Annotated in this window: 20 protein-coding genes; 14 read left to right on the top strand and 6 right to left on the bottom strand. The window is 73.7% G+C overall.

What is annotated here, in order from left to right; translation table 11 throughout:
• The first annotated feature begins 314 nt into the window (after positions 1-314).
• From AB0I11_RS10520 to ispF, 3 genes are read left to right on the top strand one after another with little or no spacing between them, the layout of a single operon-like run.
• Entirely contained in the window at positions 315-800 is a 486-nt protein-coding gene (locus AB0I11_RS10520; RefSeq protein ID WP_007073334.1) for a CarD family transcriptional regulator, read from the top strand.
• Positions 801-854: 54 nt separating this feature from the next.
• Entirely contained in the window at positions 855-1,550 is a 696-nt protein-coding gene (gene ispD, locus AB0I11_RS10515; protein ID WP_357316738.1) for a 2-C-methyl-D-erythritol 4-phosphate cytidylyltransferase, read from the top strand.
• Between the two features lie 16 nt (positions 1,551-1,566).
• Positions 1,567-2,049: a 2-C-methyl-D-erythritol 2,4-cyclodiphosphate synthase gene (ispF, locus tag AB0I11_RS10510; RefSeq protein ID WP_357316735.1), complete on the top strand. Its 483-nt coding sequence runs from the start codon at positions 1,567-1,569 to the stop codon at positions 2,047-2,049.
• A gap of 82 nt (positions 2,050-2,131) precedes the next feature.
• Here ispF and AB0I11_RS10505 read toward each other — a convergent pair whose 3' ends face one another.
• Positions 2,132-2,659, bottom strand: coding sequence for a hypothetical protein (locus AB0I11_RS10505; protein WP_357316731.1), 528 nt, complete (start codon positions 2,657-2,659; stop codon positions 2,132-2,134).
• 187 nt (positions 2,660-2,846) lie between these two features.
• On the opposite strand from AB0I11_RS10505, the gene AB0I11_RS10500 reads away from it, so the two are divergent.
• The 3 genes from AB0I11_RS10500 to AB0I11_RS10490 all read left to right on the top strand — a co-directional run bounded on the left by AB0I11_RS10500 (position 2,847) and on the right by AB0I11_RS10490 (position 6,542).
• Complete coding sequence (locus tag AB0I11_RS10500) at positions 2,847-4,202, top strand: BTAD domain-containing putative transcriptional regulator (protein WP_357316727.1); 1,356 nt, start codon at positions 2,847-2,849, stop codon at positions 4,200-4,202.
• Positions 4,203-4,317: 115 nt separating this feature from the next.
• Positions 4,318-5,337 (top strand): tetratricopeptide repeat protein, encoded by a 1,020-nt coding sequence (locus AB0I11_RS10495; RefSeq protein ID WP_357316724.1) that lies wholly within the window; start codon positions 4,318-4,320, stop codon positions 5,335-5,337.
• A 164-nt stretch (positions 5,338-5,501) separates the two neighbouring features.
• Positions 5,502-6,542, top strand: a complete 1,041-nt coding sequence (locus AB0I11_RS10490; protein ID WP_357316721.1) for an NAD(P)-dependent alcohol dehydrogenase — start codon at positions 5,502-5,504, stop codon at positions 6,540-6,542.
• A 56-nt stretch (positions 6,543-6,598) separates the two neighbouring features.
• Here AB0I11_RS10490 and AB0I11_RS10485 read toward each other — a convergent pair whose 3' ends face one another.
• Positions 6,599-7,765: a homogentisate 1,2-dioxygenase domain-containing protein gene (locus AB0I11_RS10485; RefSeq protein ID WP_357316718.1), complete on the bottom strand. Its 1,167-nt coding sequence runs from the start codon at positions 7,763-7,765 to the stop codon at positions 6,599-6,601.
• Between the two features lie 94 nt (positions 7,766-7,859).
• Here AB0I11_RS10485 and AB0I11_RS10480 point away from each other — a divergent pair, with 94 nt between their 5' ends.
• The 5 genes from AB0I11_RS10480 (at position 7,860) to AB0I11_RS10460 (ending at position 12,332) form a co-directional block, all read left to right on the top strand.
• The gene (locus AB0I11_RS10480; protein WP_357316716.1) at positions 7,860-8,726 is read left to right on the top strand and encodes a hypothetical protein; all 867 of its coding nucleotides are present in this window, start codon (positions 7,860-7,862) and stop codon (positions 8,724-8,726) included.
• A 76-nt stretch (positions 8,727-8,802) separates the two neighbouring features.
• Positions 8,803-10,002 (top strand): fumarylacetoacetase, encoded by a 1,200-nt coding sequence (gene fahA, locus AB0I11_RS10475; RefSeq protein ID WP_357316713.1) that lies wholly within the window; start codon positions 8,803-8,805, stop codon positions 10,000-10,002.
• Between the two features lie 141 nt (positions 10,003-10,143).
• Positions 10,144-10,353, top strand: coding sequence for a DUF397 domain-containing protein (locus AB0I11_RS10470; protein WP_046562714.1), 210 nt, complete (start codon positions 10,144-10,146; stop codon positions 10,351-10,353).
• 114 nt (positions 10,354-10,467) lie between these two features.
• Positions 10,468-10,950: an SRPBCC family protein gene (locus AB0I11_RS10465; RefSeq protein WP_357316710.1), complete on the top strand. Its 483-nt coding sequence runs from the start codon at positions 10,468-10,470 to the stop codon at positions 10,948-10,950.
• A gap of 134 nt (positions 10,951-11,084) precedes the next feature.
• Positions 11,085-12,332, top strand: coding sequence for a PQQ-binding-like beta-propeller repeat protein (locus AB0I11_RS10460; protein WP_357316707.1), 1,248 nt, complete (start codon positions 11,085-11,087; stop codon positions 12,330-12,332).
• A 244-nt stretch (positions 12,333-12,576) separates the two neighbouring features.
• Here AB0I11_RS10460 and hisC read toward each other — a convergent pair whose 3' ends face one another.
• The 4 genes from hisC to hppD all read right to left on the bottom strand — a co-directional run bounded on the left by hisC (position 12,577) and on the right by hppD (position 16,746).
• Complete coding sequence (gene hisC / locus AB0I11_RS10455) at positions 12,577-13,680, bottom strand: histidinol-phosphate transaminase (RefSeq protein WP_357316704.1); 1,104 nt, start codon at positions 13,678-13,680, stop codon at positions 12,577-12,579.
• Complete coding sequence (locus AB0I11_RS10450; RefSeq protein WP_357316701.1) at positions 13,677-14,702, bottom strand: RDD family protein; 1,026 nt, start codon at positions 14,700-14,702, stop codon at positions 13,677-13,679. Before AB0I11_RS10450 ends, hisC begins: the two co-directional genes overlap by 4 nt.
• A 114-nt stretch (positions 14,703-14,816) precedes the next feature.
• Positions 14,817-15,530: an RDD family protein gene (locus AB0I11_RS10445; RefSeq protein WP_357316698.1), complete on the bottom strand. Its 714-nt coding sequence runs from the start codon at positions 15,528-15,530 to the stop codon at positions 14,817-14,819.
• A 10-nt stretch (positions 15,531-15,540) separates the two neighbouring features.
• Positions 15,541-16,746, bottom strand: a complete 1,206-nt coding sequence (gene hppD / locus AB0I11_RS10440) for a 4-hydroxyphenylpyruvate dioxygenase (protein ID WP_357316695.1) — start codon at positions 16,744-16,746, stop codon at positions 15,541-15,543.
• A 140-nt stretch (positions 16,747-16,886) separates the two neighbouring features.
• Between hppD and AB0I11_RS10435 the strand changes: the two genes are divergently transcribed.
• The 3 genes from AB0I11_RS10435 (at position 16,887) to AB0I11_RS10425 (ending at position 20,656) form a co-directional block, all read left to right on the top strand.
• Positions 16,887-17,417 carry an Lrp/AsnC family transcriptional regulator gene (locus AB0I11_RS10435; RefSeq protein ID WP_357316692.1) on the top strand — a complete coding sequence of 177 codons (531 nt, stop codon included), beginning with the start codon at positions 16,887-16,889 and terminating at the stop codon, positions 17,415-17,417.
• Between the two features lie 71 nt (positions 17,418-17,488).
• Complete coding sequence (locus tag AB0I11_RS10430) at positions 17,489-18,922, top strand: hypothetical protein (RefSeq protein WP_357316690.1); 1,434 nt, start codon at positions 17,489-17,491, stop codon at positions 18,920-18,922.
• A gap of 66 nt (positions 18,923-18,988) precedes the next feature.
• Positions 18,989-20,656 (top strand): fumarate hydratase, encoded by a 1,668-nt coding sequence (locus AB0I11_RS10425; protein WP_357316686.1) that lies wholly within the window; start codon positions 18,989-18,991, stop codon positions 20,654-20,656.
• The last annotated feature ends 244 nt before the right edge of the window (positions 20,657-20,900 follow it).

Below are 20,900 nucleotides of genomic sequence, written 5' to 3'. Positions count from 1 at the left end.
CCGTCTCCGTGAGCGGACGTCGCGCCCGCCTCAAGCGTCCCGCACCGGCGCTCGTACCGCCACACCTGGGCGCACGTCGGATTCCAGGGCTACCATGGAAGGAGCGCATCGCCCTAGATATCAACGCTCCGATCACTCGTACCGGGTTGTCATCCGATCGTCACGGAGCGTGTCGAAACCATCGGTTTGACCGCCTGTCAAGCTGAAGAAATACCTCTCACAGGGCCCCTGAGCTGCGCCAACGGTCAGGACAGCGGTGAGACATCGGTGCCTGAGCGTGTTACCCTAGACACAGCGAAAGGGGTTTCGAACCTATGGTTTTCAGTGTCGGCGAGACCGTTGTTTACCCCCACCACGGGGCCGCACTCATCGAGGCAATCGAGACTCGGGTCATCAAGGGCGAGCCCAAGCAGTACCTCGTCCTGAGGGTCGCGCAGGGTGACCTGACGGTCCGGGTGCCCGCCGAGAACGCCGAGATCGTGGGTGTGCGAGAGGTGGTCGGCGAAGAGGGCCTGGGCAAGGTCTTCGACGTGCTCCGTGCACCGCACACCGAGGAGCCGACCAACTGGTCGCGGCGTTACAAGGCGAATCTGGAGAAGCTGGCCTCGGGCAACCCGCTGAAGGTCGCCGAGGTCGTCCGCGACCTGTGGCGCCGGGAGCGGGAGCGGGGCCTGTCCGCGGGTGAGAAGCGCATGCTCGCCAAGGCCCGCGACATTCTCGTCGGCGAGGTCGCGCTGGCCGAGAAGAGCACCAAGGACGAGGCGGAGACGCTGCTCGACAAGGTACTGACCGAGGCCTGAGTTCCACCGCATCGTCGTACCCGACCCGTAGCAAAGAAATCCGAGGACCGCGACGTGACCGCGCAGCTCAACCCGCGCGGTGACGTCGCGGTCCTTGTTCCTGCGGCCGGTGCCGGGGTACGCCTCGGCCCCGGCGCTCCGAAGGCGCTCCGGCCGCTCGCCGGCGAACCACTGCTGGTGCACGCGGTACGCCGGGTCGCGGCGGCCGCCTCGGTGCACACCATCGTGGTGGCCGCCCCGGCGGCCGACGTCGAGGCGGTGCGGGCGCTGCTCGCCCCGGTGGCCCCGGTGACCGTGGTCCCCGGGGGCGCCGAACGGCAGGCGTCGGTGGCCGCCGCGCTGGCCGCCGTCCCGGCCGGGCCGCAGATCGTCCTGGTGCACGACGCCGCCCGGGCGCTCACCCCGCCCGCACTCGTCGAGTCGGTGGCCGCGGCGGTCCGCGCCGGCCACGACGCGGTGATCCCGGTCCTGCCGGTGGTCGACACGATCAAGGAGGTCGACACCGGCGAGCGGGTCCTCGGCACGGTCGACCGGTCCGCCCTCCGCGCGGTGCAGACCCCGCAGGGCTTCCGCCGGTCGGTGCTGGCCGCCGCGCACGAGGCGGCCGGTGACCCGCTGACCGACGACGCCGGCCTGGTCGAGAAGCAGGGTGTGCCGGTGTTCTGCGTACCCGGGTCCGAGCTGGCCCTCAAGATCACCCGGCCGTTCGACCTGGCGCTGGCCGAGTACCTGCTGGCGGCCGTGGCCTGACGCGTACCCTCGGCTCATGATCGTCCCTCGGGTGGCCATCGGCACCGACGTGCACGCCTTCGCGCCCGGCCGGCCCTGCTGGGTCGCCGGCCTGCACTGGCCGGGCCAGGACGGCCTGGCCGGCCACTCGGACGCCGACGTGGTGGCGCATGCCGCCTGCAACGCGCTGCTCGCTGCGGCCGACCTCGGCGACCTGGGCGCGAACTTCGGCGTGGACCAGCCCGAGTGGGCCGGCGCCTCGGGAGTGGCGCTGCTCACCGAGAGCGCCCGGCGGGTCCGGGCCGCCGGCTTCCGGATCGGCAACGTGTCGGTGCAGGTGATCGGCAACCGCCCCAAGATCGGCCCACGCCGGGGGGAGGCGCAGCGGGTGCTCTCCGCCGCGGTCGGCGCCCCGGTCACGGTCGCCGCCGCCACCACCGACGGGCTCGGCTTCCCCGGGCGCGGCGAAGGGCTGACCGGCATCGCGGTGGCCCTGGTGTACGAGGCCCCGGCCGACTGAGCCGGGCGGCCGCTCGCCAGGGCCGGCCGGCCCCGGGCTCCGGCGCATCGTGCCGGCCGGGCCCGGGACCGGATCCGCCGGCTCAGTCCACGTCGGTGCAGACGTTGTGGGTCGTGCCGTGCAGCATCGTGATGGTCTTCGCGAAGCTGGGATCGAACTGCACCACGAACTGGCCGTCGACGATCCACAGCCCCTTCGGCAGCGAGCCCGCGTTCTCCCGAAAGCCGAGCAGCACCGGACCGGTCACGTACCAGGTCATCGACCCGTCGGTGCCGTAGACCACCAGCGAGGTGCCGCTCGCGTCCGCCGTGGAGGTGGCGCCGGTCTCCAGATTGGTCACCCGGTCGATCAGGGCGCCGGTGTACAACTCCCGCTTCGGCGAGCCGTCCGGGTAGGTCGCCAGGGTCAGCTTCCGTACCTCGTCGACGATCGGCTCGACCCGCACCGCGAATTCGCACCGGGCCCCGGCGGGCAGCTCGAACGCCTCCTGCGGGGCCGGCTCCCAGGCGCCCGGGGCGCTGTCGACGGTCGCGGCGGACGCCGTACCCGGCAGGGCCGCGCCGATCAGCGCGACCGCCGACGCCAGCGCCACCTTCATCCTGATTCGCATGATCACTCCATCCGTACGGGGTTCAGGGCCGGACCAGGATGCGCGGCCCGGCTCACCACGGGCTCACCACCGCGGAACGGGTGCAGCGGCGCCCTACGCGGCCGGACGGGCCGCCGGGCACCGGTCACCCACCAACCGCTCACCGCCGCCTGACAACCCGCCCGCCGGGCCAGCCGGTCCTTTCCGTATGGACTTCCGACTACTTGGACCCTTCGAGGCACGCCACGAGGGGCAACCGGTCGAGGTGGGCAGCCGGCGGCAGGAGCGCTGCCTGCTCGGGGTGCTGCTGCTCGACGCGGGACGGGTGGTGGACACCGAACGCCTGATCGACCTGCTCTGGCCCGACCGGCCGCCGGCTTCGGCCCGGGGCACCGTGCAGACGTACATCGGCCGGCTGCGGGGGTCGCTGTCGCCGTACGGGGTGCGGATCAGCACCCGGGGCGAGGGTTACCTCGTGGAGGCGGACGGCCACCGCGTCGACGTCGACGAGTTCGGCGAGCTGGTCCGGCGGGCCGGGGCGGCCGCCGATCCCGCCGAGCGGGTGCGGCTGCTCGACCGGGGGCTGGCGCTCTGGCGTGGGCCGCTGCTGGCCGACGCGGCCGACGGCGAGCTGCGGGACCGACTGCACGGCGCCGTCGAGGAGCTGCGGCTGGTCGCCGTCGAGCTGCGCGCCGAGGCGCGGCTCGCGCTCGGCCAGCACGCCCAGGCGATCACCGAGCTGATGCCGTTGGCCGCCGCGTACCCGACCCGGGAGCAACTCGTCGGCGTGCTGATGACCGCGCTGTACCAGGGTGCCCGGCAGGCCGACGCGCTGCGCCTGTACCGGACGACCCGGCGGGTGCTGGTGGACGAGCTGGGCGTCGAACCGGGGCCGCGGCTGCGCGAGGTGCACCGCCGGATCCTGCGCGGCGATCACCGGCTGGACCGTCCCGGGCGGCCGGTGTACGAGGTGCGGGTGCGCGACGAGAGCCTGCCGTGGAGCGTCGGCGGACATCCGGCGCTGGACTTCTGCAACACCTTCGCCGGCTGGGGGCAGGAGCCGCCGCTGCCCGGCTCGGAGTGGCTGCGCGGCTACCGCACCCTGGCGGTCTGGGCCGGGCACGCCGGTCTCCTCGACGACGTCTCGGTCAGCCGGCTGATCCACCTGGACCGGCGGGACCCCGGCCGGGCCGCGGAGGTGCTCGCCGAGGCCCGCCGGCTGCGGAGCGCGCTGCACGACTGTCTCGTCGACCCGGACGACCGCCCGGCCTTCGACGTGGTCGCCCGGTACGCGGAGGCCGCCGCCAAGGTGCTGGTGTTCCGGCGCGAGACCGACGGCCGGGGGCACTGGTGGCCGGAACTCACCGCCGGGCTCCGGACGCCCCTGCACGCCGTCGCGTGGTCCGCCGCCCAACTGCTCGCCGACCCGCGCCGGCTCGCCCTCCGGGTCTGCGCCGACGAGCGGTGCGGTTGGCTCTTCCTGGACGACGGCGGGCTGCGTCGCTGGTGCAGCCTGGGCACGTGCGGCAACTCGGCGGCCGGGTCCGTCTGCCACAGCGCCTGAACGCGCGGCCGGGTCCGCCGGCCAGCGCGCCTGACCGGCGGACGGTGCGTGCGGCCGGTGCCGCCCCGGCGGCGCCGCCCGGCGCGGGCGCGGGCGGGCGGCTACGCTCGCCGGGATGTCGAGTGACGCCGCCCCCGACCAGTCCGCCGCCGACGGCTACCTCCAGCGCGCCCGGCTCCTCGCCGAGCTGGGCCGGTACGACGAGGCGATCGGCGAGCTCAGCTTCCTGATCGCCGCCGAGCCGGGCCACGCCGACGCGCTGACCATGCTGGCCCGGATGCACCTCGCCGGCGACCGGGCGGCCGAGGCGCTGGACGCCGCCGAGGCGGCCCTGGCGGTCGCCCCGGACGCCGTACCCGCGCTGGTGGCACGGGGCTTCGCGCTGGCCGACCTGGAGCGGTGGAAGGAGGCCGCGGCCACCGCCGACCAGATCCTGGCGCTCGGCCCGACCGACCCGTACGCCCAGCGCAGCGCCGCCGCGATCCTGTCCGGCGCGCGCAACGGCCAGCAGGCGCTGGACGCCGCCTGGCGGGGGGTCGAGCTGCTGCCGGAGGAGCCGCAGGCGCACCTGGTGCTCGGCCTGGTGGCCGCCCGGTTGGCGCTGTTCGACCTGGCCGAGCGGGCCTACCGGGAGGCGCTGCGGCTGGACCCGCAGCTGGCCGAGGCGCGCCACGACCTGGGGGTGATCCGGCTGGATCAGCGGCGCTACGCCGAGGCCCTGGAGCACCTGACCGAGGCGGCCGCCATGGACCCGGCGCGCGGCGACGCCCGCCGGACGATCGGCGACGGACTGCGCCGGATGGTGCTCCACGCCGCCGGCTGGTCGCTGGTGGCCACGGTGCTGGTCGCCTTCCTGGCCCCGGCGGCGCCCGGACCGTCCCGGATCCTCGCCGGGGTGGCCGCGTTCGGCGGGGCGCTGCTCGGCTGGCGGTACGCGGCCCGGCTGCCCGACCTGCTCGGGACGGTCCTGCCGGGGCTGGTCCGGTCCGACCGGAGCCTGGCCGTGGCGCTGTACGCGACGGCCGCCGCCCCGGCGTTGCTGCTGCTCTACGCACTGGTCGGCGGGCCGTGGCCGCTGGTGGCGTCGGTGATCGCGGCGATGGTCGCGTCGTTCGCCGTGTTGGTCCGGCGCTGACGTGGTTATTCCCGGTCGCAGGGGTGAGCCTGGCTACGTGTGGGTGGGGGCGGCGCGGGGGTAGGAATGGTCGAAGCGTTGGCTTGTCCTGGGCGCCCGCCGGTGCGGGCGGGTGGCGCCGCGAGCCACGCATGATCCCGTACGTCTGCAGGAAGCGGAGAACTGTGCTCACCGTCAACGCCTACGCGGCGACGTCCGCGACCGGACCACTCACCCCGACCACGATCGAGCGGCGCGACCTCGGGCCGCACGACGTGCTCATCGACATCACGTTCTCCGGCATCTGCCATTCCGACATCCACACCGCGCGCAGCGAGTGGGGCGCCACCAACTATCCGATCGTGGTCGGCCACGAGATCGCGGGCGTGGTCCGGGAGGTCGGCGCCGAGGTGACGAAGTTCGCCGCCGGCGACCGGGTCGGCGTCGGCTGCATGGTCGACTCCTGCCGCGAGTGCGACAACTGCCGCAAGGGCCTGGAGCAGTACTGCCTCAACGGCAACGTCGGCACGTACGGGGCGGTGGACCGGGACGGCCGGCCGACCCAGGGCGGCTATGCCCAGGCCATCGTGGTCACCGAGGACTTCGTGCTGCGGATCCCGGACGGTCTCGCGCTGGACGTGGCGGCGCCGCTGCTCTGCGCGGGCATCACCACGTACTCGCCGCTGCGGCACTGGGGCGTGGGCCCGGGCAGCCGGGTGGCGGTCATCGGCCTCGGCGGGCTCGGCCACATGGCCGTCAAGCTGGCGCACGCCATGGGCGCCGAGGTGACCGTGCTGTCCCAGTCGCTGAAGAAGCAGGAGGACGGGCTGCGGCTCGGCGCCGACCACTACTACGCCACCGGGGACGAGGAGACCTTCGCCAAGCTGGCGGACTCCTTCGACGTCATCCTGAACACGGTCAGCGCGAAGATCGACCTGGACGCGTACCTGGGGCTGCTCGCGGTGGACGGGACGCTGGTCAACGTCGGCGCGCCGGAGGAGCCGCTGTCGGTGCGGGCGTTCTCGCTCATCCCGGCCCGGCGGTCGTTCGCCGGCTCGATGATCGGCGGCATCGCCGAGACGCAGGAGATGCTCGACTTCTGCGCCGAGCACGGGCTCGGCGCCGAGATCGAGGTCATCCGGGCCGAGCAGATCAACGAGGCGTACGAGCGGGTGCTCGCCTCGGACGTGCGCTACCGCTTCGTCATCGACGCCTCGACGTTCTGATCGAGGAGGGGAGAGGGCCGCGTCCGACCGGACGCGGCCCTCTTTCTCTCGGTACGTCAGCCGCGGCGCGCCCAGGTCCAGGCGTACCCGTCGTCCTCGCAGGCGGTGGCGGCGGCGCAGAGGTCCAGCGGGCGGAAGGTGTCCACCATGACCGCCAGTTCGTCGAAGAAGTCCACCCCGATCGCCCGCTCCGCCGCCCCGGGCTGGGGGCCGTGGGTGAAGCCGGACGGGTGCAGCGAGATCGAGCCCTGCTCGATGCCGGAGCCGCGCCGGGCCTCGTAGTTGCCGCCGGTGTAGAAGAGCATCTCGTCGGAGTCGACGTTGTGGTGGTTGTACGGCACCGGGATGGCGTCCGGGTGGTAGTCCACCTTGCGCGGCACGAACGAGCAGATGACGAAGTTCGGGCCCTGAAAGGTCTGGTGCACCGGCGGCGGCTGGTGGATCCGGCCGGTGATCGGCTCGAAGTCGTGGATGGAGAACGCCCACGGGTACAGGTGCCCGTCCCAGCCGACCACGTCGAACGGGTGGTTCGCGTACGTGTAGCGGGTCCACCCGCGGCGGTGCCGGACCAGCACCTCGACGTCCTCCCCGTCGACCAGCAGCGGCTCGTCCGGCCCCCGGACGTCGCGCTCGCAGTACGGCGAGTGCTCCAGGAACTGCCCGCGCACGGAGAGGTAGCGCTTGGGCGGCCCGACGTGCCCGGCCGCCTCGATGGCGAGCAGCCGGGTCGGCTGGTCGCCGGTGGGTACCAGGCGGTGGATGGTGGAGGTCGGGATGATGACGTAGTCGCCGGCCACCGCCTCCAGCACCCCGAACGGCGACTCGACCCGCAGCGAGCCCGACTCGAGGTAGAGGCAGTGGTCGCCGGTGGCGTCCCGGAACAGCGGGGAGGGCCGGTCGGCCAGCACGTACGCGATCCGGACGTCGTCGTTGGCGAGCAGGTACTGCCGGCCGAGCACCGGGTCGGCGCCGGCCGCGTCGAGCTTGTGGGTGCGCAGGTGGCGCGGCTTCAGCGGCAGGTTGGGCGCCCGGGTGACCGCGGGCGGGGTGAACTCCTCGGCGGCCACGATCGCGGTCGGCGCGTGCCGGTGGTAGAGCAGCGACGAGTCGGAGGAGAAGCCCTCCTGACCGACCAGCTCTTCCGCGTAGAGGCGGCCGTCGGGCTGGCGGAACTGGGTGTGCCGCTTGCGGGGCACGTCACCGATGCTGCGGTAGTACGGCATCTCGCCTCCCGATATGTCCCGTTCTCCGGCCGATGGCGTCCGATAATCGGACGCTGTTGTCCGTTCCTTGTAGCGTCCCGTAGATTCTTGTCTCGTGTCAACGCAGGTGCCCCGCCTCCTCGCCGGCCTGGTGGATGACGCCGCGGTCTTTCCGCCCGGCAGCGCCGCGCCGCCGGACGCGGTGATCGACCACCGCCGGCACCGCGCCGCCTGGTACGCCGACCTGGTCGGCCCGCTGCTGCTGCCCGCCTCGATGATCGAGGCCGGCGAGCTGAGCGGCCTGGTCGACCCCGCCGAGGGCTTCGTGATCGGCCTGATCGGCGACACCGGCGTGGAGCGGCTGCCCGTCGCGCTGTCCTTCCTGGCCCCCGACGGGGTGACCGCCCGGCAGGTCGAGGCGCCGGTCGCCAAGCGCGGCGAGGACCCGCAGCCCGGCCTGGCCGAGCTGGTCAAGCTCGCCGAGCAGCGGGGTGGCACGGCCGTCTACGCCGAGATCCCGCTGACCTTCGGGCTGATGGGTGCGCTGGACACGGTCGCCGACGCGCGGGCCGGCGGGCTGCCCATCGCCGCCAAGTTCCGCACCGGCGGGCTGGCCGCCGAGCTGTTCCCGACCCCGGTCGAGCTGGCCGCGGTGATCTGTGCCTGCCGGGACCGGGAGCTGCCGTTCAAGCTGACCGCCGGGCTGCACCACGCGATCCGCCACCGCGACCCGGAGACCGGCTTCACCCACCACGGTTTCGTCAACGTGCTGGCCGCGACGCTGGCCGCCGCCGGGGGCGCGGAGGTGGACGAGGTCGCCGAGCTGCTCGCCGCCACCGACGCGGTGCGGGTGGTCGAGCGGGTCCGGGCGCACCGCGACGACGAGCGCCCGCTCTGGGTCGGGTACGGCTCGTGCAGCATCTCCGAACCACTGACCGATCTGATCCGGCTGGGGCTGGTGAACGGGGGCTTCGAGGAATGAGCGAGCGCAGCGAGCGAATCGGGAGGTTCAGTGCGATGGTGCCTCATGGCGGCACGGAGCGGAGCGGAGTGACGGCATGAGCTGGGTGACGGGTGCGGACGGCTCGCCGTACGGGGTGACCAACCTGCCGTACGGGGTGTTCCGGCACGGCGACCGCGAGCCGCGGATCGGCGTACGGATCGGCGACTTCGTGCTGGACCTGGCCGGCGCGGAGGCGGCCGGCCTGGTGCTGGCCGCCGGTGCGCTGGGCCGGCCCAGCCTCAACGACTTCATGGCGCTCGGCCGTCCGCAGTGGACCGCCGTCCGGCAGCGGCTCACCGAGCTGCTCACCGACCCGGCGCACCGGGCGGCGGTCGAGCCGTTGCTGATCCCGCTGCGCGCCGTGGAGCTGCTGCTGCCGGTCGAGGTGGCCGACTACGTCGACTTCTACTCCTCCGAGCACCACGCCTCGAACGTCGGGCAGATCTTCCGTCCCGGTCAGGCGGCGCTGCTGCCGAACTGGAAGCACGTGCCGATCGGCTACCACGGTCGCGCCGGCACGGTGGTGGTCTCCGGTACCCCGGTGGTCCGCCCGACCGGCCAGCGGGCGACCGCCCAGGGCCCGATCACCGGGGCCTCGGTCCGGCTGGACATCGAGGCCGAGGTGGGTTTCGTGGTCGGGGTGCCGAGCCGGCTCGGTGACCGCGTCCCGGTCGCGGACTTCGCCGACCACGTCTTCGGCGTGGTGCTGGTCAACGACTGGTCCGCCCGGGACATCCAGGCCTGGGAGTACCAGCCGCTCGGGCCGTTCCTCGGCAAGTCCTTCACCACCAGCGTGTCGGCCTGGGTCACCCCGCTGGAGGCGCTCGCCGACGCCTTCGTGCCCGCCCCCAACCAGGACCCGCCGGTCCAGGACTACCTGCGCGACAGCCCACACCTCGGGCTCGACCTGTCCCTCGCGGTGCAGTGGAACGGCGAGCGGGTCGCCGAGCCGCCCTTCGCCACCATGTACTGGACGCCGGCCCAACAGCTCGCCCACCTCACCGTCAACGGCGCGTCGCTGCGGACCGGGGACCTGTACGCCTCCGGCACCGTCTCCGGTCCCGAGCGCGGCCAGGTCGGCTCGTTCCTGGAGCTGACCTGGGGCGGCAGCGAGCCGGTCACGTTCGCCGACGGCACCACCCGGACCTTCCTGGAGGACGGCGACACGGTCACCATCACCGCCACCGCCCCCGGCCCTGACGGCACCACGATCGCCCTCGGCGAGGTCACCGGGACCATCCTGCCGGCCCGCTGAGTCGCCCTTCCGTCCGCCCGTTCCCCGGTCGCACCCGCTGTGCGATCAGCGGCCGCGTGTGCCCCGTTGATCGACGCGGATTCCGCACGCCCGGGGCACTGCGCCCCGGGCGTGCCCGAGCGGAACGAGGAGGGAACGAGGATGACCGAGCTGACCGGCGCCGTCTGGCGTACCAGCAGTCGCTCCAACGACCAGGGCCTCTGCGTCGAGGTGGCCACCAACGTGGTGGCCGCGCACGGTGTGGTGGGGGTACGCGACTCGAAGGACCAGGCCGGTCCCGCGCTCGCGGTGAGCCCACCGGGCTGGACCGCGTTCGTCGCCGCGATCCGGGCCGGCGCATTCGACCGCTGACCCCCGGCTCCGTACACCCCGGTGCCCCGCGCGGGGCACCGGCGGTGGAATTGTCACCGCAACGCGCCCCGTTTCCCGTTCACGCCCCGTACCGTGGACGACACGGGAGGTGCCATGTCGACGGTGACGGTCAGCGAATTCATCGAAGCCCAGGACGTCGACGTGTGGCGGCTGCTCACCGACCTGCCCGCGCGGGCCGGCTGGCTCTCCGCGGTCGGTTCGGTCGAGGTGCTCACCCCGGGGGAGTTCGGCCCGGGCACCGTCTGGTGCGAGACCCGGGCGCGGCCCGACGGCGCGGCGGAGCCGGAGGAGTTCGTGGCGGTCGAGGCGGTCGCCCCGACCCGGCTGGTGCTCACCTCGCGGGGCACCGGGGCGGACTACCGGATCACCTGGACGCTGCGGACCGTCGAGCGGCGCCGGCGTGGCTGCACCGAGGTCACCGTCGAGCAGGAGGCGGCCCCGACCGCCCCGTACGGTCGGGTGCTCGCCCTGATCCTCGGCGGCCTGGCCGCCCGGGCGGTCGAGGGTGCCCTCCGGCGTGATCTCGCCGACCTGGCCCGGGCCGTGCGCCCGCAGCGGTCCGCCGAGGCCGCCTGAGCGACCCGGTCACCCCACCGCCCGCGGCCGCCCCGTCCGGCGCCGCGTCGGCGACCCGGAACCTGTCCAGCGCGTTCGGCGCTGCGCGGGGAGCCGGGGTCGCGGCTGGGTAGGGTGCCGGGCGGAGGTGCGGCATGGGGAAGGCCCGGGGGCGGCGGAGCGTGGTGGCGCTCGTGGCGGTGCTCGCCGTCGCGGCGGCCGCCGCCGTGGTCCACCGGGTGCTGGCGCCCGCCGAGGTCAGCACCGTGGCCCGGGCGGCCTATCCGCCGGCGGCCACCCCGCCGGTCGGCGTGGTGGGCCGGCTGCCGGTGGCGCCGCTCGTCGTCGACGGCCGGCTCCGCGTCTACGCCAGCGCCCGCCAGGTGTACGCCGACCAGCCGGCGAGCGGCCGGCACCGGGTCACCCCGTTCTGGTCGTACCGGCGCTGGCCGGCCCGGCTCGACGGGGTGCTGGCCGACGGGACGACGGTGGTCAGCCGCTGGTCCGACGGGCGGCTCGTGGCGCTGGACGCGCGTACCGGCCGGGTGGCCTGGCGGGCGGACGGGCCGGCGCCGGGGCCGGTGCCGGCACCCCGGCGCACCTACGCCGGCACGGTCTGGGATCCGGTCGGGCTGCACGTCGCCGGGGGTTCCGGCGCCCGGACGGTGCTGGTGGCGGCCGGTCCCAGCGGGATCGGCGGGTACGCGCTGGGCGACGGCCGCCGGCTCTGGCAGGCGGACCTGCGGCACGGCTGCCGCACCGACGTGGGCACCACGGCCGGCGGTGACCTGGTCGGGGTGGACGGCTGCGCCGGGCCGGCGACGGTCGAGTTCCGGGACGCGGCGACCGGGGCGGTCCGCACCCGCTGGCGGCCACCGGACACCTCCGGCGCGCTGGTGGTCACCCTGGTCGGCTGCCGCAGCGGGCACTCCGGCTGCCGAGGGCTGCGTACCGGGGGGCCCGGTGACGGCACCGGCCGGGGCTGGCTGGTCGGCCCGGGTGAGCCGGTGGCCGCGCCCGCGCTGGACGGCGCGGACACCGAGTTGGACGGCGAGTGGGTGGTCGGCACGTCGGGTGGGGTGACCGGCCGGTCGGCGCGGGGCGGGGCGCAGCGGTGGCGTCGAGCCGACCTGGGCGCGGCGCGCATCCTGGCGGTCGAGCCCGGGCGGGTGCACCTGCTGACCGAGGGGCGTGACCTGGTCACGATCGATCCGGCCACCGGCGCGGAACGGTCCCGGTTCGTGCTGAACGTCGGTCAGGACGGGCTGGGCTGGGTGCCCGGCCGGGCGTACGCCGCGAGCGGCTACCTCGCGGTGGAGCGGCTGCGCGAGCGGGCCGGCCCCGGCGATGACGACCAGGGGTATTTCCTCACCGCCGAGCCGGTGCTGCTGGCCGCGACGTGAGCGGGTCACCCGTTCGACAATCCGGGCCGGCGTCGTGGCGGGCACCTACCGGGAAACCATCACGCACTCCGCCGCCGGATGAGCGATTTGTCTGCTTTCATGCCGTAACGACGTGTCTGTGGCCTAGTGTCCGTCCCAGCGGGAAGCCACTTCTTACCCTTACCGCCGCCGTGACCAGTGCCCGGGTGAAGGCCCCGGGGCCGGTCCGTTATGGGGTTGACGGACCGGCCCCGGCTCACGCCGCTCAGGCCAGGGCCACCTCGGCGGCGGCCAGGAAGGCGTCGTTCTCGGTCGGGGTGCCGATGGTGACCCGTACGCCGTCGCCCGGGAACGGCCGGACGATCACCCCACGGGTCTCGCACGCCTTGCCGAAGTCCACCGCCCGGTCGCCCAGCGGCAGCCAGACGAAGTTGGCCTGGCTGGCCGGCACGTCCGGGACGAACTTGCGGACCGCCTCGGTGACCCGGTCCCGCTCGGCGACGACCAGCGCGCAGCGGCGCTCGACCTCGTCCGCCTGGGCCAGCGCGGCGAGCGCGCCGGCCTGGGCCGCCATGCTGGTGGAGAAGGGCGTGACCACCTTGCGCACGGCGGCGGCCACGGTCGGCGCGGCCACCAGCCAGCCGATCCGCAGCCCGGCCAGGCCCCACGCCTTGGAGAGCGTGCGCAGCACCGCCACGTTCGGCCGGTCCAGGTAGCCGAGGCCGTCCGGCACCTCCGGGTCGGTGACGAACTCCCGGTACGCCTCGTCGATCACCACCAGCACGTCGTCCGGCACCGCGTCGAGGAAGCGGTCCAGCTCGGCCTTGCGGACCGCCGTACCGGTGGGGTTGTTCGGGTTGCAGACCAGGATCATCCGGGTCCGGTCGGTCACCGCCGCCGCCATCGAGGCCAGGTCGTGACCGTGGCCCGCGTCGTTCGGCACCCGCACGCTCGTCGCGCCGCTGGTCGCCGCGATGATCGGGTACGCCTCGAACGACCGCCACGAGTAGAGCAGCTCGTCGCCGGGCAGGCAGGTGGCCCGGACCAGGTGCTCGGCCAGCGCCACCGAGCCGCAGCCGGTGGCGATCCGGTCGGCGTCCACGCCGTACCGCTCGGCGAGGGCCTGGCGCAGCGCCACCACGCCCATGTCCGGGTAGCGGTGCGAGCCGGCCACCGCCTCGGCCACCGCCTCCACCACACCGGGCAGCGGGCCGTAGGGCACCTCGTTGCTGGCCAGCTTGATCGCCTCCGGCAGGCCCAGCTCGCGGGCCAGGTCCGCGGGGCTGCGCCCGGGCACGTAGTTGGGCAGCGCGTCCAGGTCGGCGCGGGTCAGCCGCAGCGCAGGCTGGTGACGTCCGGTGTCGCTCATGGGGTGTCTCCCGGGGGGTTGGCGCGGTCGCGCGGGGTGGTACCGGATTCGGGCCGGGCGCCGGAGAGCTGGACGACCACGGTCTGCGCCCGCTTGTCGTGCAGCGCCTGGCGCAGCGGCTGGTCGAAGAGCGCCGAGACGGCGTCGAGGAACTGGAGCAGCAGCCCGAAGCCGCAGCAGGCCCAGAACAGGGTCGGCATGCCGAGGGTGCTCCACCGGCGGGTGGCCCGGCCGAAGCCGAGCGGCTGGTCCGCCTCCACGGGCAGCGCGCGGACGCCCATCAGCCGCTTGCCGAAGGTCTGCCCCCGGGCGGCCATCGACGGCACCTCGTAGGCGAACCAGAGCGCGGTGGCGATCAGCAGGACGGCGAGGAGCAGCCCGCCGAACTGCTCGCCGGGGGGCGGCAGCGGCTCGTTGCTGAGGTCCCCGGTGCTGACCCGGCGCCAGTACTCCTGCCACGGCGCGGACCACTCGACGAAGAAGCGCCAGATGAACCAGCCGTTGATCGCCGTGTTGAGCAGGACGAGCATGCCGACATCGATCAGCCGCGCGGCCAGCCGGGCACCGTACGAGGCGAGCGGCAGCCCGTGTGGGCGCGGCTCGGGCGGCCGCGCCGGCCAGGTCGGGTAGGGCCAGCCCGGCGGAGGTACCGACGGCTGCCCGGGCCCGCCCACCGGCCGCACCGGGTGCGGCCCCGGGCCCGACGGGTAGGGGCCGGCCGGGCCGGACTGCCCGACCGGCGGCCCGGGGTACGGGCCGCCGTGACCGGGGTACCCGCCCGGCTGACCCGGGTGCGGGCCGCTGACCGGGGCGCCGGCGTGCGGCGGGGCGGCCGGGACCGCGACGGGGGCCGGAGCCGCGACGGGGGCCGGAGCCGCGACGGGGGCCGGCTCCGGCGGCGGCGGGCCCTCGGGCGGGGTGGCGTCGACCGGGATGGGCGCGCCGAGCCAGCCCTCCCCGTCCCAGTACCGGCGGGTGTCCCGGTCGGCGGGGTCGACGTACCAGCCAGGTTCCACGCTCACGGTGCTACCTCGGTTCGCGATTGCGGGGCTCGCAGACCCGGCTCGCTCCTCACGCTCACAGTGCTACCTCGGTTCGCGATTGCGGGGCTCGCAGACCCGGCTCGCTCCTCACGCTCACGGTGCAACCTTAACGACGACCGTGCCGGCGGCCTTGTCGTGCAGGCACTGCTGCCAGGGCTTGTCCCAGAGCTGCCAGAGCCCGTCGACGTAGCTGGCGAACGGCACGAGCGACCCGGCGACGAACTCCACCAGGTACCGCCGGCCGAGGTGACCCCGGGTCAGCGCGGCACCCGGCTCGACCGGGACGATGCGCAGCTTCATCACCTTCTTGCCCAGCGTCTGACCGGTCCGGCGGGCGTACTCGACGTGGTAGAGCCAGTAGAAGACGAGCAGGACCGCGAAGATTCCCAGCTCGGCGAGGAGGATCGGCAGGAACAGGTCGGTGAAGAACATCGACGGGTCGGGCTCGGGCACCGTCCCGTCCGGGCCGGGCATCGGCATCTGGTCGATCGTCCGGACGACCAACCAGACGAAGACCGGCGCGAAGAGCACCATGGCCACCGCCGAGGCGACCATCGAGTCGATCAGCCAGGCCACCAGCCGCTCGCCGAAGCCGGCCAGCGGCTGACCGTTGGGGGCCAGGGCCGGCGGCACAAACCCGGCGGGCGGGGCGTACCCGGCGGGCGGGCCGTACCCGGGCGGCGGGGGCGGATAGCCCGGCGGTCCCGGGTACGCCGGGGGGACGTACTGGGTGGGCGGCGCGAAGCCGCCGCCCACGGGCGGGGGCCCGGCGGGCGGCGGCGGGGTGCTCGGGGAAGGGTGGGTCACGCCGACAGTGTTACAGGTTGCCGCGCTTCTCCTGCTCTCGCTCGATCGCCTCGAACAGGGCCTTGAAGTTGCCCTTGCCGAAGCCGAGGGAGCCGTGCCGCTCGATCAGCTCGAAGAAGACGGTCGGGCGGTCCTGCACCGGCTTGGTGAAGATCTGGAGCAGGTAGCCGTCCTCGTCCCGGTCGACCAGGATCTTGCGGGACTGCAGCTCCTCGATCGGCACCCGCACGTTGCCGATCCGGGACCGCAGCTCCGGGTCCTCGTAGTAGGAGTCCGGGGTGTCCAGGAACTCGACGCCGGCCGCGCGCATGGCGTCGACGCTGGCCAGGATGTCGTTGGTGGCCACGGCGATGTGCTGGGCGCCCGGCCCCTGGTAGAACTCCAGGTACTCGTCGATCTGCGACTTCTTGCGGGCGATGGCCGGCTCGTTGAGCGGGAACTTCACCTTGCGGGTGCCGCTCGCGACCACCTTGCTCATCAGCGCGGAGTAGTCGGTGGCGATGTCGTCGCCGACGAACTCGGCCATGTTGGTGAAGCCCATGACCCGCTTGTAGAACTCGACCCACTCGTCCATCCGGCCCAGCTCCACGTTGCCGACCACGTGGTCGACGGCCTGGAAGAAGCGCTTCGGCTGGAGGCCGGCGTCGATCATCGGCTGCCGGTCCACGATCGGGCCGCGGGCCACGAAGCCGGGCAGGAACGGACCGGTGTAGCGGGACCGGTCGACGAGCGTGTGCCGGGTGTCCCCGTACGCGGCGATGCTCGCCATCCGGACCGTGCCGTGCTCGTCGCTGACGTCGTGCGGCTCGACCAGCCCGGTGGCGCCCTGCGCGGTGGCGTGCGCGTACGCGGCGTCGACGTCCGGCACCTCCAGCGCGATGTCGGAGATGCCGTCGCTGTGCGCGGCCACGTGCGCGGCGCCCTCGGCGCCGGGGCGGACCACGCCGGTCAGCACGAACCGCGCCGAGCCGCTGGTCAGCACGTACTGGGCGTGGTCCCGGTAGCCCTGCTCCGGGCCCCGGTACGCCACGCAGGTCATCCCGTACGCGGTGGAGTAGTAGTGGGCGGCCTGCTTGGCGTTGCCCACCAGGAAGTGCACGTGGTCGAGCCCCTTGACCGGGAACGGGTCGCGGGTGATGTCGTGGTCGACGGCGCCGATGAGGACGTCGGCGTCGATCTCGTCGGTCGACTGGGGTCGGTCGATCGCCTGGGTCATGGTGGCCTCCCTTGCGTACCGGCCGGCCTCGTGGGCCGCCCTGGGTGTGCTGTTGTGGCGAGGATCGCTGGGCGGCCGATCGTTGGGCAACAGTTGCGGAAAACCCTGGTCAGCTTGTGCATTCGGTAGGGTGTTTACCCATGAGTGCTGGTCAGGATGTACAGCTCGACGAGCTTGATGCACGGCTGCTCACGTTGCTCGCCGAGGAGCCGCGGATCGGGGTGCTGGAGTGCTCCCGCCGGCTCGGGGTGGCCCGGGGCACCGTCCAGGCCCGGCTCGACAAGCTGGTCGACCGGGGGGTCATCGGCGGCTTCGGCCCGGAGATCTCGCCGGCCGCGATCGGCTTCGGGGTGACCAGCTTCGTCACCCTGGAGATCAGCCAGCGGCACGGGCACGACCCGGTGACCGCGCACCTGGCGGCGATCCCCGAGGTGCTGGAGGCGCACACCATCACCGGCTCCAGCGACCTGCTCTGCCGCATCGTGGCCCGGTCGAACACCGACCTTCAGCGGGTGATCGACCAGATCGTCTCCTCCGAGGGCATCCGCCGCGCCTCGACGATCATCGCGCTGGCCGAGCAGATCCCGTACCGCACGCTGCCCCTGGTCCGCTCCGCGGCCCGGGCGGGGTCCCGCGTGCCCGCCGGAGGTGGCGCGGCGGACCCCGCCTAGCACGGCGGCGGCCGAGAAAGCTACGCGACACGGCCGTTCGGGTCCTCGGCGCGACGGTGATCGTCGCTACCGTGTGCGGTGTGAAGGGCCTTGGCGTACGCGGCTGGTTGCTGCTGGGGCTCATCACCGTGGTCATTCTCGCCGCCACCGGGGTGTGGAACCCGTTCCCGAGGATGTGGGACTGGGTCGACCGGAGCGAGCCGATCTCCGAGCCGGACGTGGTCTGGCAGCAGCGGGTCGGCGGCACGCCGCGAAGCGTGACCATCGCCGGCGACACGGTGGTCGTCGAGCAGCGCACCCGGGTCGAGGCGCGCAGCCTGGCCACCGGCAGTCAGCTCTGGGAGCGCAAGGCCGACTGGGCGGCGGTGGCCGGCGGCGACCGGGACCCGGTCGTCGCCGTCGGCAAGCTCCTGGTCAAGGGGTACGAGCTGCTCGACCCCGCCACCGGCGCGGTGCGCCGGCGCGACGACCGGGCGGTGGCCGTCTGGACGTATCGCAACCTGCTGCTCGACGCCCGCTGCGTGGCGGCCACCGACTGCACGCTGAGCGCCTGGGAGCCGCGCGGGACCCGGCCACTCTGGACGGCCTTCCTGCCCGGCGTGCACAGCGGGCTGCTCGCCGACAATCCGGAACTGCTCGGCACCCGGCGGCTCGACGCGCCGCGCATCGACGACGGGGTGGCCGGGCCGGAGGACGTCCCGCCGCTGCTCGGGTTCCCGGTCGACGGGCGGGTGCACGTGGTGGACACCGCCACCGGCCGGGTGCTGCAGAACGTCCAACCCGGCCGGGAGGAGCGGCTGGCGGTGATCGGTGGCCGGCTGCTCCGGATCAAAGCCACCTCCCGCGACGGGAGCTGCTACTTCGACATCTCCGCCGTCGATCCGGCCACCGGGCAGCAGGTGTGGCGGCGTACCGGGGTGAACCTGCGGACCGCCGACTACGCCGGCTGCGTGCAGCGGGAGGACCCGCAGGGCGCCCGGAACGTGCTCATCGGGGTCGGCCCGGACGGCCGCGAGGCGGTGCTCGACGGGTACGACGGCCGGTTGCTCCTGGTCGGCGCGGACGGGGAGAAGCTGCTCGCCGTGGACGACCGGTACGCGCTGGTGCGCAGCGCCGACAAGCGGACCATCGTCGGCCGCGAGCTGGGCGTCGACCGGGCCGGCTGGAGCCGGCCCGCGGGCGGGAAGAGCGGTGCGGCGCTCACCCCGTACGCGGCGCTGATCGCCGAGGAGAAGCCGTCCCGGCTGATCGCCGTCACCCCGGCCACCGGTCGGGAGCTGGTCGTGCTGCGGACCTCCGCGAACGCCCTCGCCGTCGGCCCGAACGGCATGATCATCGGCGAGGGGCGCGAGATCGGGTACGTCCGCTGGGGCGCCGGCGGCGCCGTCGTGCCGCCCGCGGCCGGGGACGGCCTCCCCGGACCGGGGCCGGGCGGCACCCGCCTACCCCCGTCCCAGCAGGGCGACTGCGGGCCGAAGAACGAGCTCTGTCCCGGCGGTGGGTGAGAGCGGCGTCCCAGGGGACCCCGGCGGGTGTCACCGATCGACACCTCTGCCCTAGGCTTTTCCCTCATGAGCAGTGCCGCCGCCTTCTCGTACGCCCCTCTGCTGCCGACCGGTCCCGACCAGACCGAATACCGCCTGGTCACCGATGAGGGCGTCGACGTCGTCAACGGCCCCGGTGGTCGCCGGTTCCTCACCGTGGAGCCCGCCGCGCTGACCGCGCTGACCGCCGAGGCGATGCACGACATCGCCCACTTCCTGCGCCCGGCCCACCTGGCTCAGCTCCGGTCGATCATCGACGACCCGATGGCCTCGCCGAACGACCGGTTCGTCGCGCTGGACCTGCTGCGCAACGCCAACATCGCCGCCGGCGGGGTGCTGCCGATGTGCCAGGACACCGGCACCGCGATCGTGATGGGCAAGCGCGGCCGGCACGTGCTCACCGACGGCGCCGACGCCGAGGCGATCTCGCGCGGTGTGTGGCAGGCGTACACCCGGCTCAACCTGCGCTACTCCCAGCTCGCCCCGCTGACCATGTGGGACGAGCGGAACACCGGCAGCAACCTGCCCGCCCAGGTGGAGCTCTACGCCGAGGACCCGGACGGGCACCCGGACGCGTACAAGTTCCTCTTCATGGCCAAGGGGGGCGGCTCGGCCAACAAGTCGTACCTCTACCAGGAGACCAAGGCGCTGTTGAACCCGACGCGGATGATGCAGTTCCTGGAGGAGAAGCTGCGGCTCATCGGCACCTCGGCCTGCCCGCCCTATCACCTGGCCATCGTCATCGGCGGCACCTCGGCCGAGTACGCGCTGAAGACCGCCAAGTACGCCTCCGCCAAATACCTGGACGGCCTGCCTACCCAGGGTTCGATGACCGCGCACGGCTTCCGGGACCTGGAGTTGGAGGCCGAGGTGCTGGAGCTGACCCGCAACTTCGGCATCGGCGCGCAGTTCGGCGGCCGGTACTTCTGCCACGACGTCCGGGTGGTCCGGCTGCCCCGGCACGGCGCGTCCTGCCCGGTCGCCATCGCGGTCTCCTGCTCCGCCGACCGGCAGGCGGTCGCCAAGATCACCCCGTCCGGTGTCTGGCTGGAGCGGCTGGAGACCGACCCGGCGCGCTACCTGCCCGACGTCACCGACGCGCACCTGGACAGCTCCGAGGTGGTCCGGGTCGACCTGAACCGCCCGATGGACGAGATCCGCGCCGAGCTGTCGAAGTACCCGGTGAAGACCCGGCTCTCGCTGACCGGCCCGCTCGTCGTGGCCCGGGACATCGCGCACGCCAAGATCGCCGAGCGGCTGGACGCCGGCGAGCCGATGCCGCAGTACCTGCGCGACCACGCCGTCTACTACGCCGGCCCGGCCAAGACCCCCGAGGGCTACGCGTCCGGCTCCTTCGGCCCCACCACCGCCGGGCGGATGGACGCGTACGTGGCGAAGTTCCAGGCGGCCGGCGGCTCGATGGTGATGCTGGCGAAGGGCAACCGGTCCGCCCAGGTCACCCGCTCCTGCCAGCAGCACGGCGGCTTCTACCTCGGCTCGATCGGCGGCCCCGCCGCGCGGCTCGCCCAGGACTGCATCAAGCACGTCGAGGTGCTCGAATACCCCGAGCTGGGTATGGAGGCGGTCTGGAAGATCGAGGTCGAGGACTTCCCGGCCTTCGTCGTGGTCGACGACAAGGGCAACGACTTCTTCGCCGAGGTGACCAAGCCGGTGCTCACCGTCGGCCGGCGCTGACGTACCGGAAAAGAGGGCGACCGGGCCGGTTCGGCGCCCTGCTCTGCTGCCGCCTGTCGACATCGGTGCGCCCGCCCGGAGGATCCCGGACGGGCGCACCGCCCCCGTCGGATGCCGTTACCGACAACCCGGAACGAGTCTCGGGGTCGCCGCTGTCGATCCGCTATCAGATCGCTATCGTTCACCCGCGCCGCTCGGTGACGGGCGGGCTACGCTCCTGGAAGTTGCACATACGGGGGTGCGG

It is taken from the genome of Micromonospora sp. NPDC050495 (assembly GCF_040655175.1).
Lineage (GTDB): Bacteria > Actinomycetota > Actinomycetes > Mycobacteriales > Micromonosporaceae > Micromonospora.
The sequence above is the reverse complement of the archived record's forward strand: the minus strand, read 5'-3'. Positions and strand labels throughout refer to the sequence as shown.

Excerpts from the sequence above, each read along its gene's own strand:
- ispF (WP_357316735.1), top strand. The coding sequence starts at position 1,567 with ATGATCGTCCCTCGGGTGGCCATCGGCACCGACGTGCACGCCTTCGCG.
- AB0I11_RS10470 (WP_046562714.1), top strand. The coding sequence starts at position 10,144 with ATGACCGAGCTGACCGGCGCCGTCTGGCGTACCAGCAGTCGCTCCAAC.
- AB0I11_RS10435 (WP_357316692.1), top strand. The coding sequence starts at position 16,887 with ATGAGTGCTGGTCAGGATGTACAGCTCGACGAGCTTGATGCACGGCTG.
- AB0I11_RS10505 (WP_357316731.1), bottom strand. The coding sequence starts at position 2,659 with ATGCGAATCAGGATGAAGGTGGCGCTGGCGTCGGCGGTCGCGCTGATC.
- AB0I11_RS10425 (WP_357316686.1), top strand. The coding sequence starts at position 18,989 with ATGAGCAGTGCCGCCGCCTTCTCGTACGCCCCTCTGCTGCCGACCGGT.
- AB0I11_RS10495 (WP_357316724.1), top strand. The coding sequence starts at position 4,318 with ATGTCGAGTGACGCCGCCCCCGACCAGTCCGCCGCCGACGGCTACCTC.
- fahA (WP_357316713.1), top strand. The coding sequence starts at position 8,803 with ATGAGCTGGGTGACGGGTGCGGACGGCTCGCCGTACGGGGTGACCAAC.
- AB0I11_RS10520 (WP_007073334.1), top strand. The coding sequence starts at position 315 with ATGGTTTTCAGTGTCGGCGAGACCGTTGTTTACCCCCACCACGGGGCC.
- AB0I11_RS10460 (WP_357316707.1), top strand. The coding sequence starts at position 11,085 with ATGGGGAAGGCCCGGGGGCGGCGGAGCGTGGTGGCGCTCGTGGCGGTG.
- AB0I11_RS10465 (WP_357316710.1), top strand. The coding sequence starts at position 10,468 with ATGTCGACGGTGACGGTCAGCGAATTCATCGAAGCCCAGGACGTCGAC.
- AB0I11_RS10500 (WP_357316727.1), top strand. The coding sequence starts at position 2,847 with ATGGACTTCCGACTACTTGGACCCTTCGAGGCACGCCACGAGGGGCAA.
- AB0I11_RS10485 (WP_357316718.1), bottom strand. The coding sequence starts at position 7,765 with ATGCCGTACTACCGCAGCATCGGTGACGTGCCCCGCAAGCGGCACACC.
- hppD (WP_357316695.1), bottom strand. The coding sequence starts at position 16,746 with ATGACCCAGGCGATCGACCGACCCCAGTCGACCGACGAGATCGACGCC.
- hisC (WP_357316704.1), bottom strand. The coding sequence starts at position 13,680 with ATGAGCGACACCGGACGTCACCAGCCTGCGCTGCGGCTGACCCGCGCC.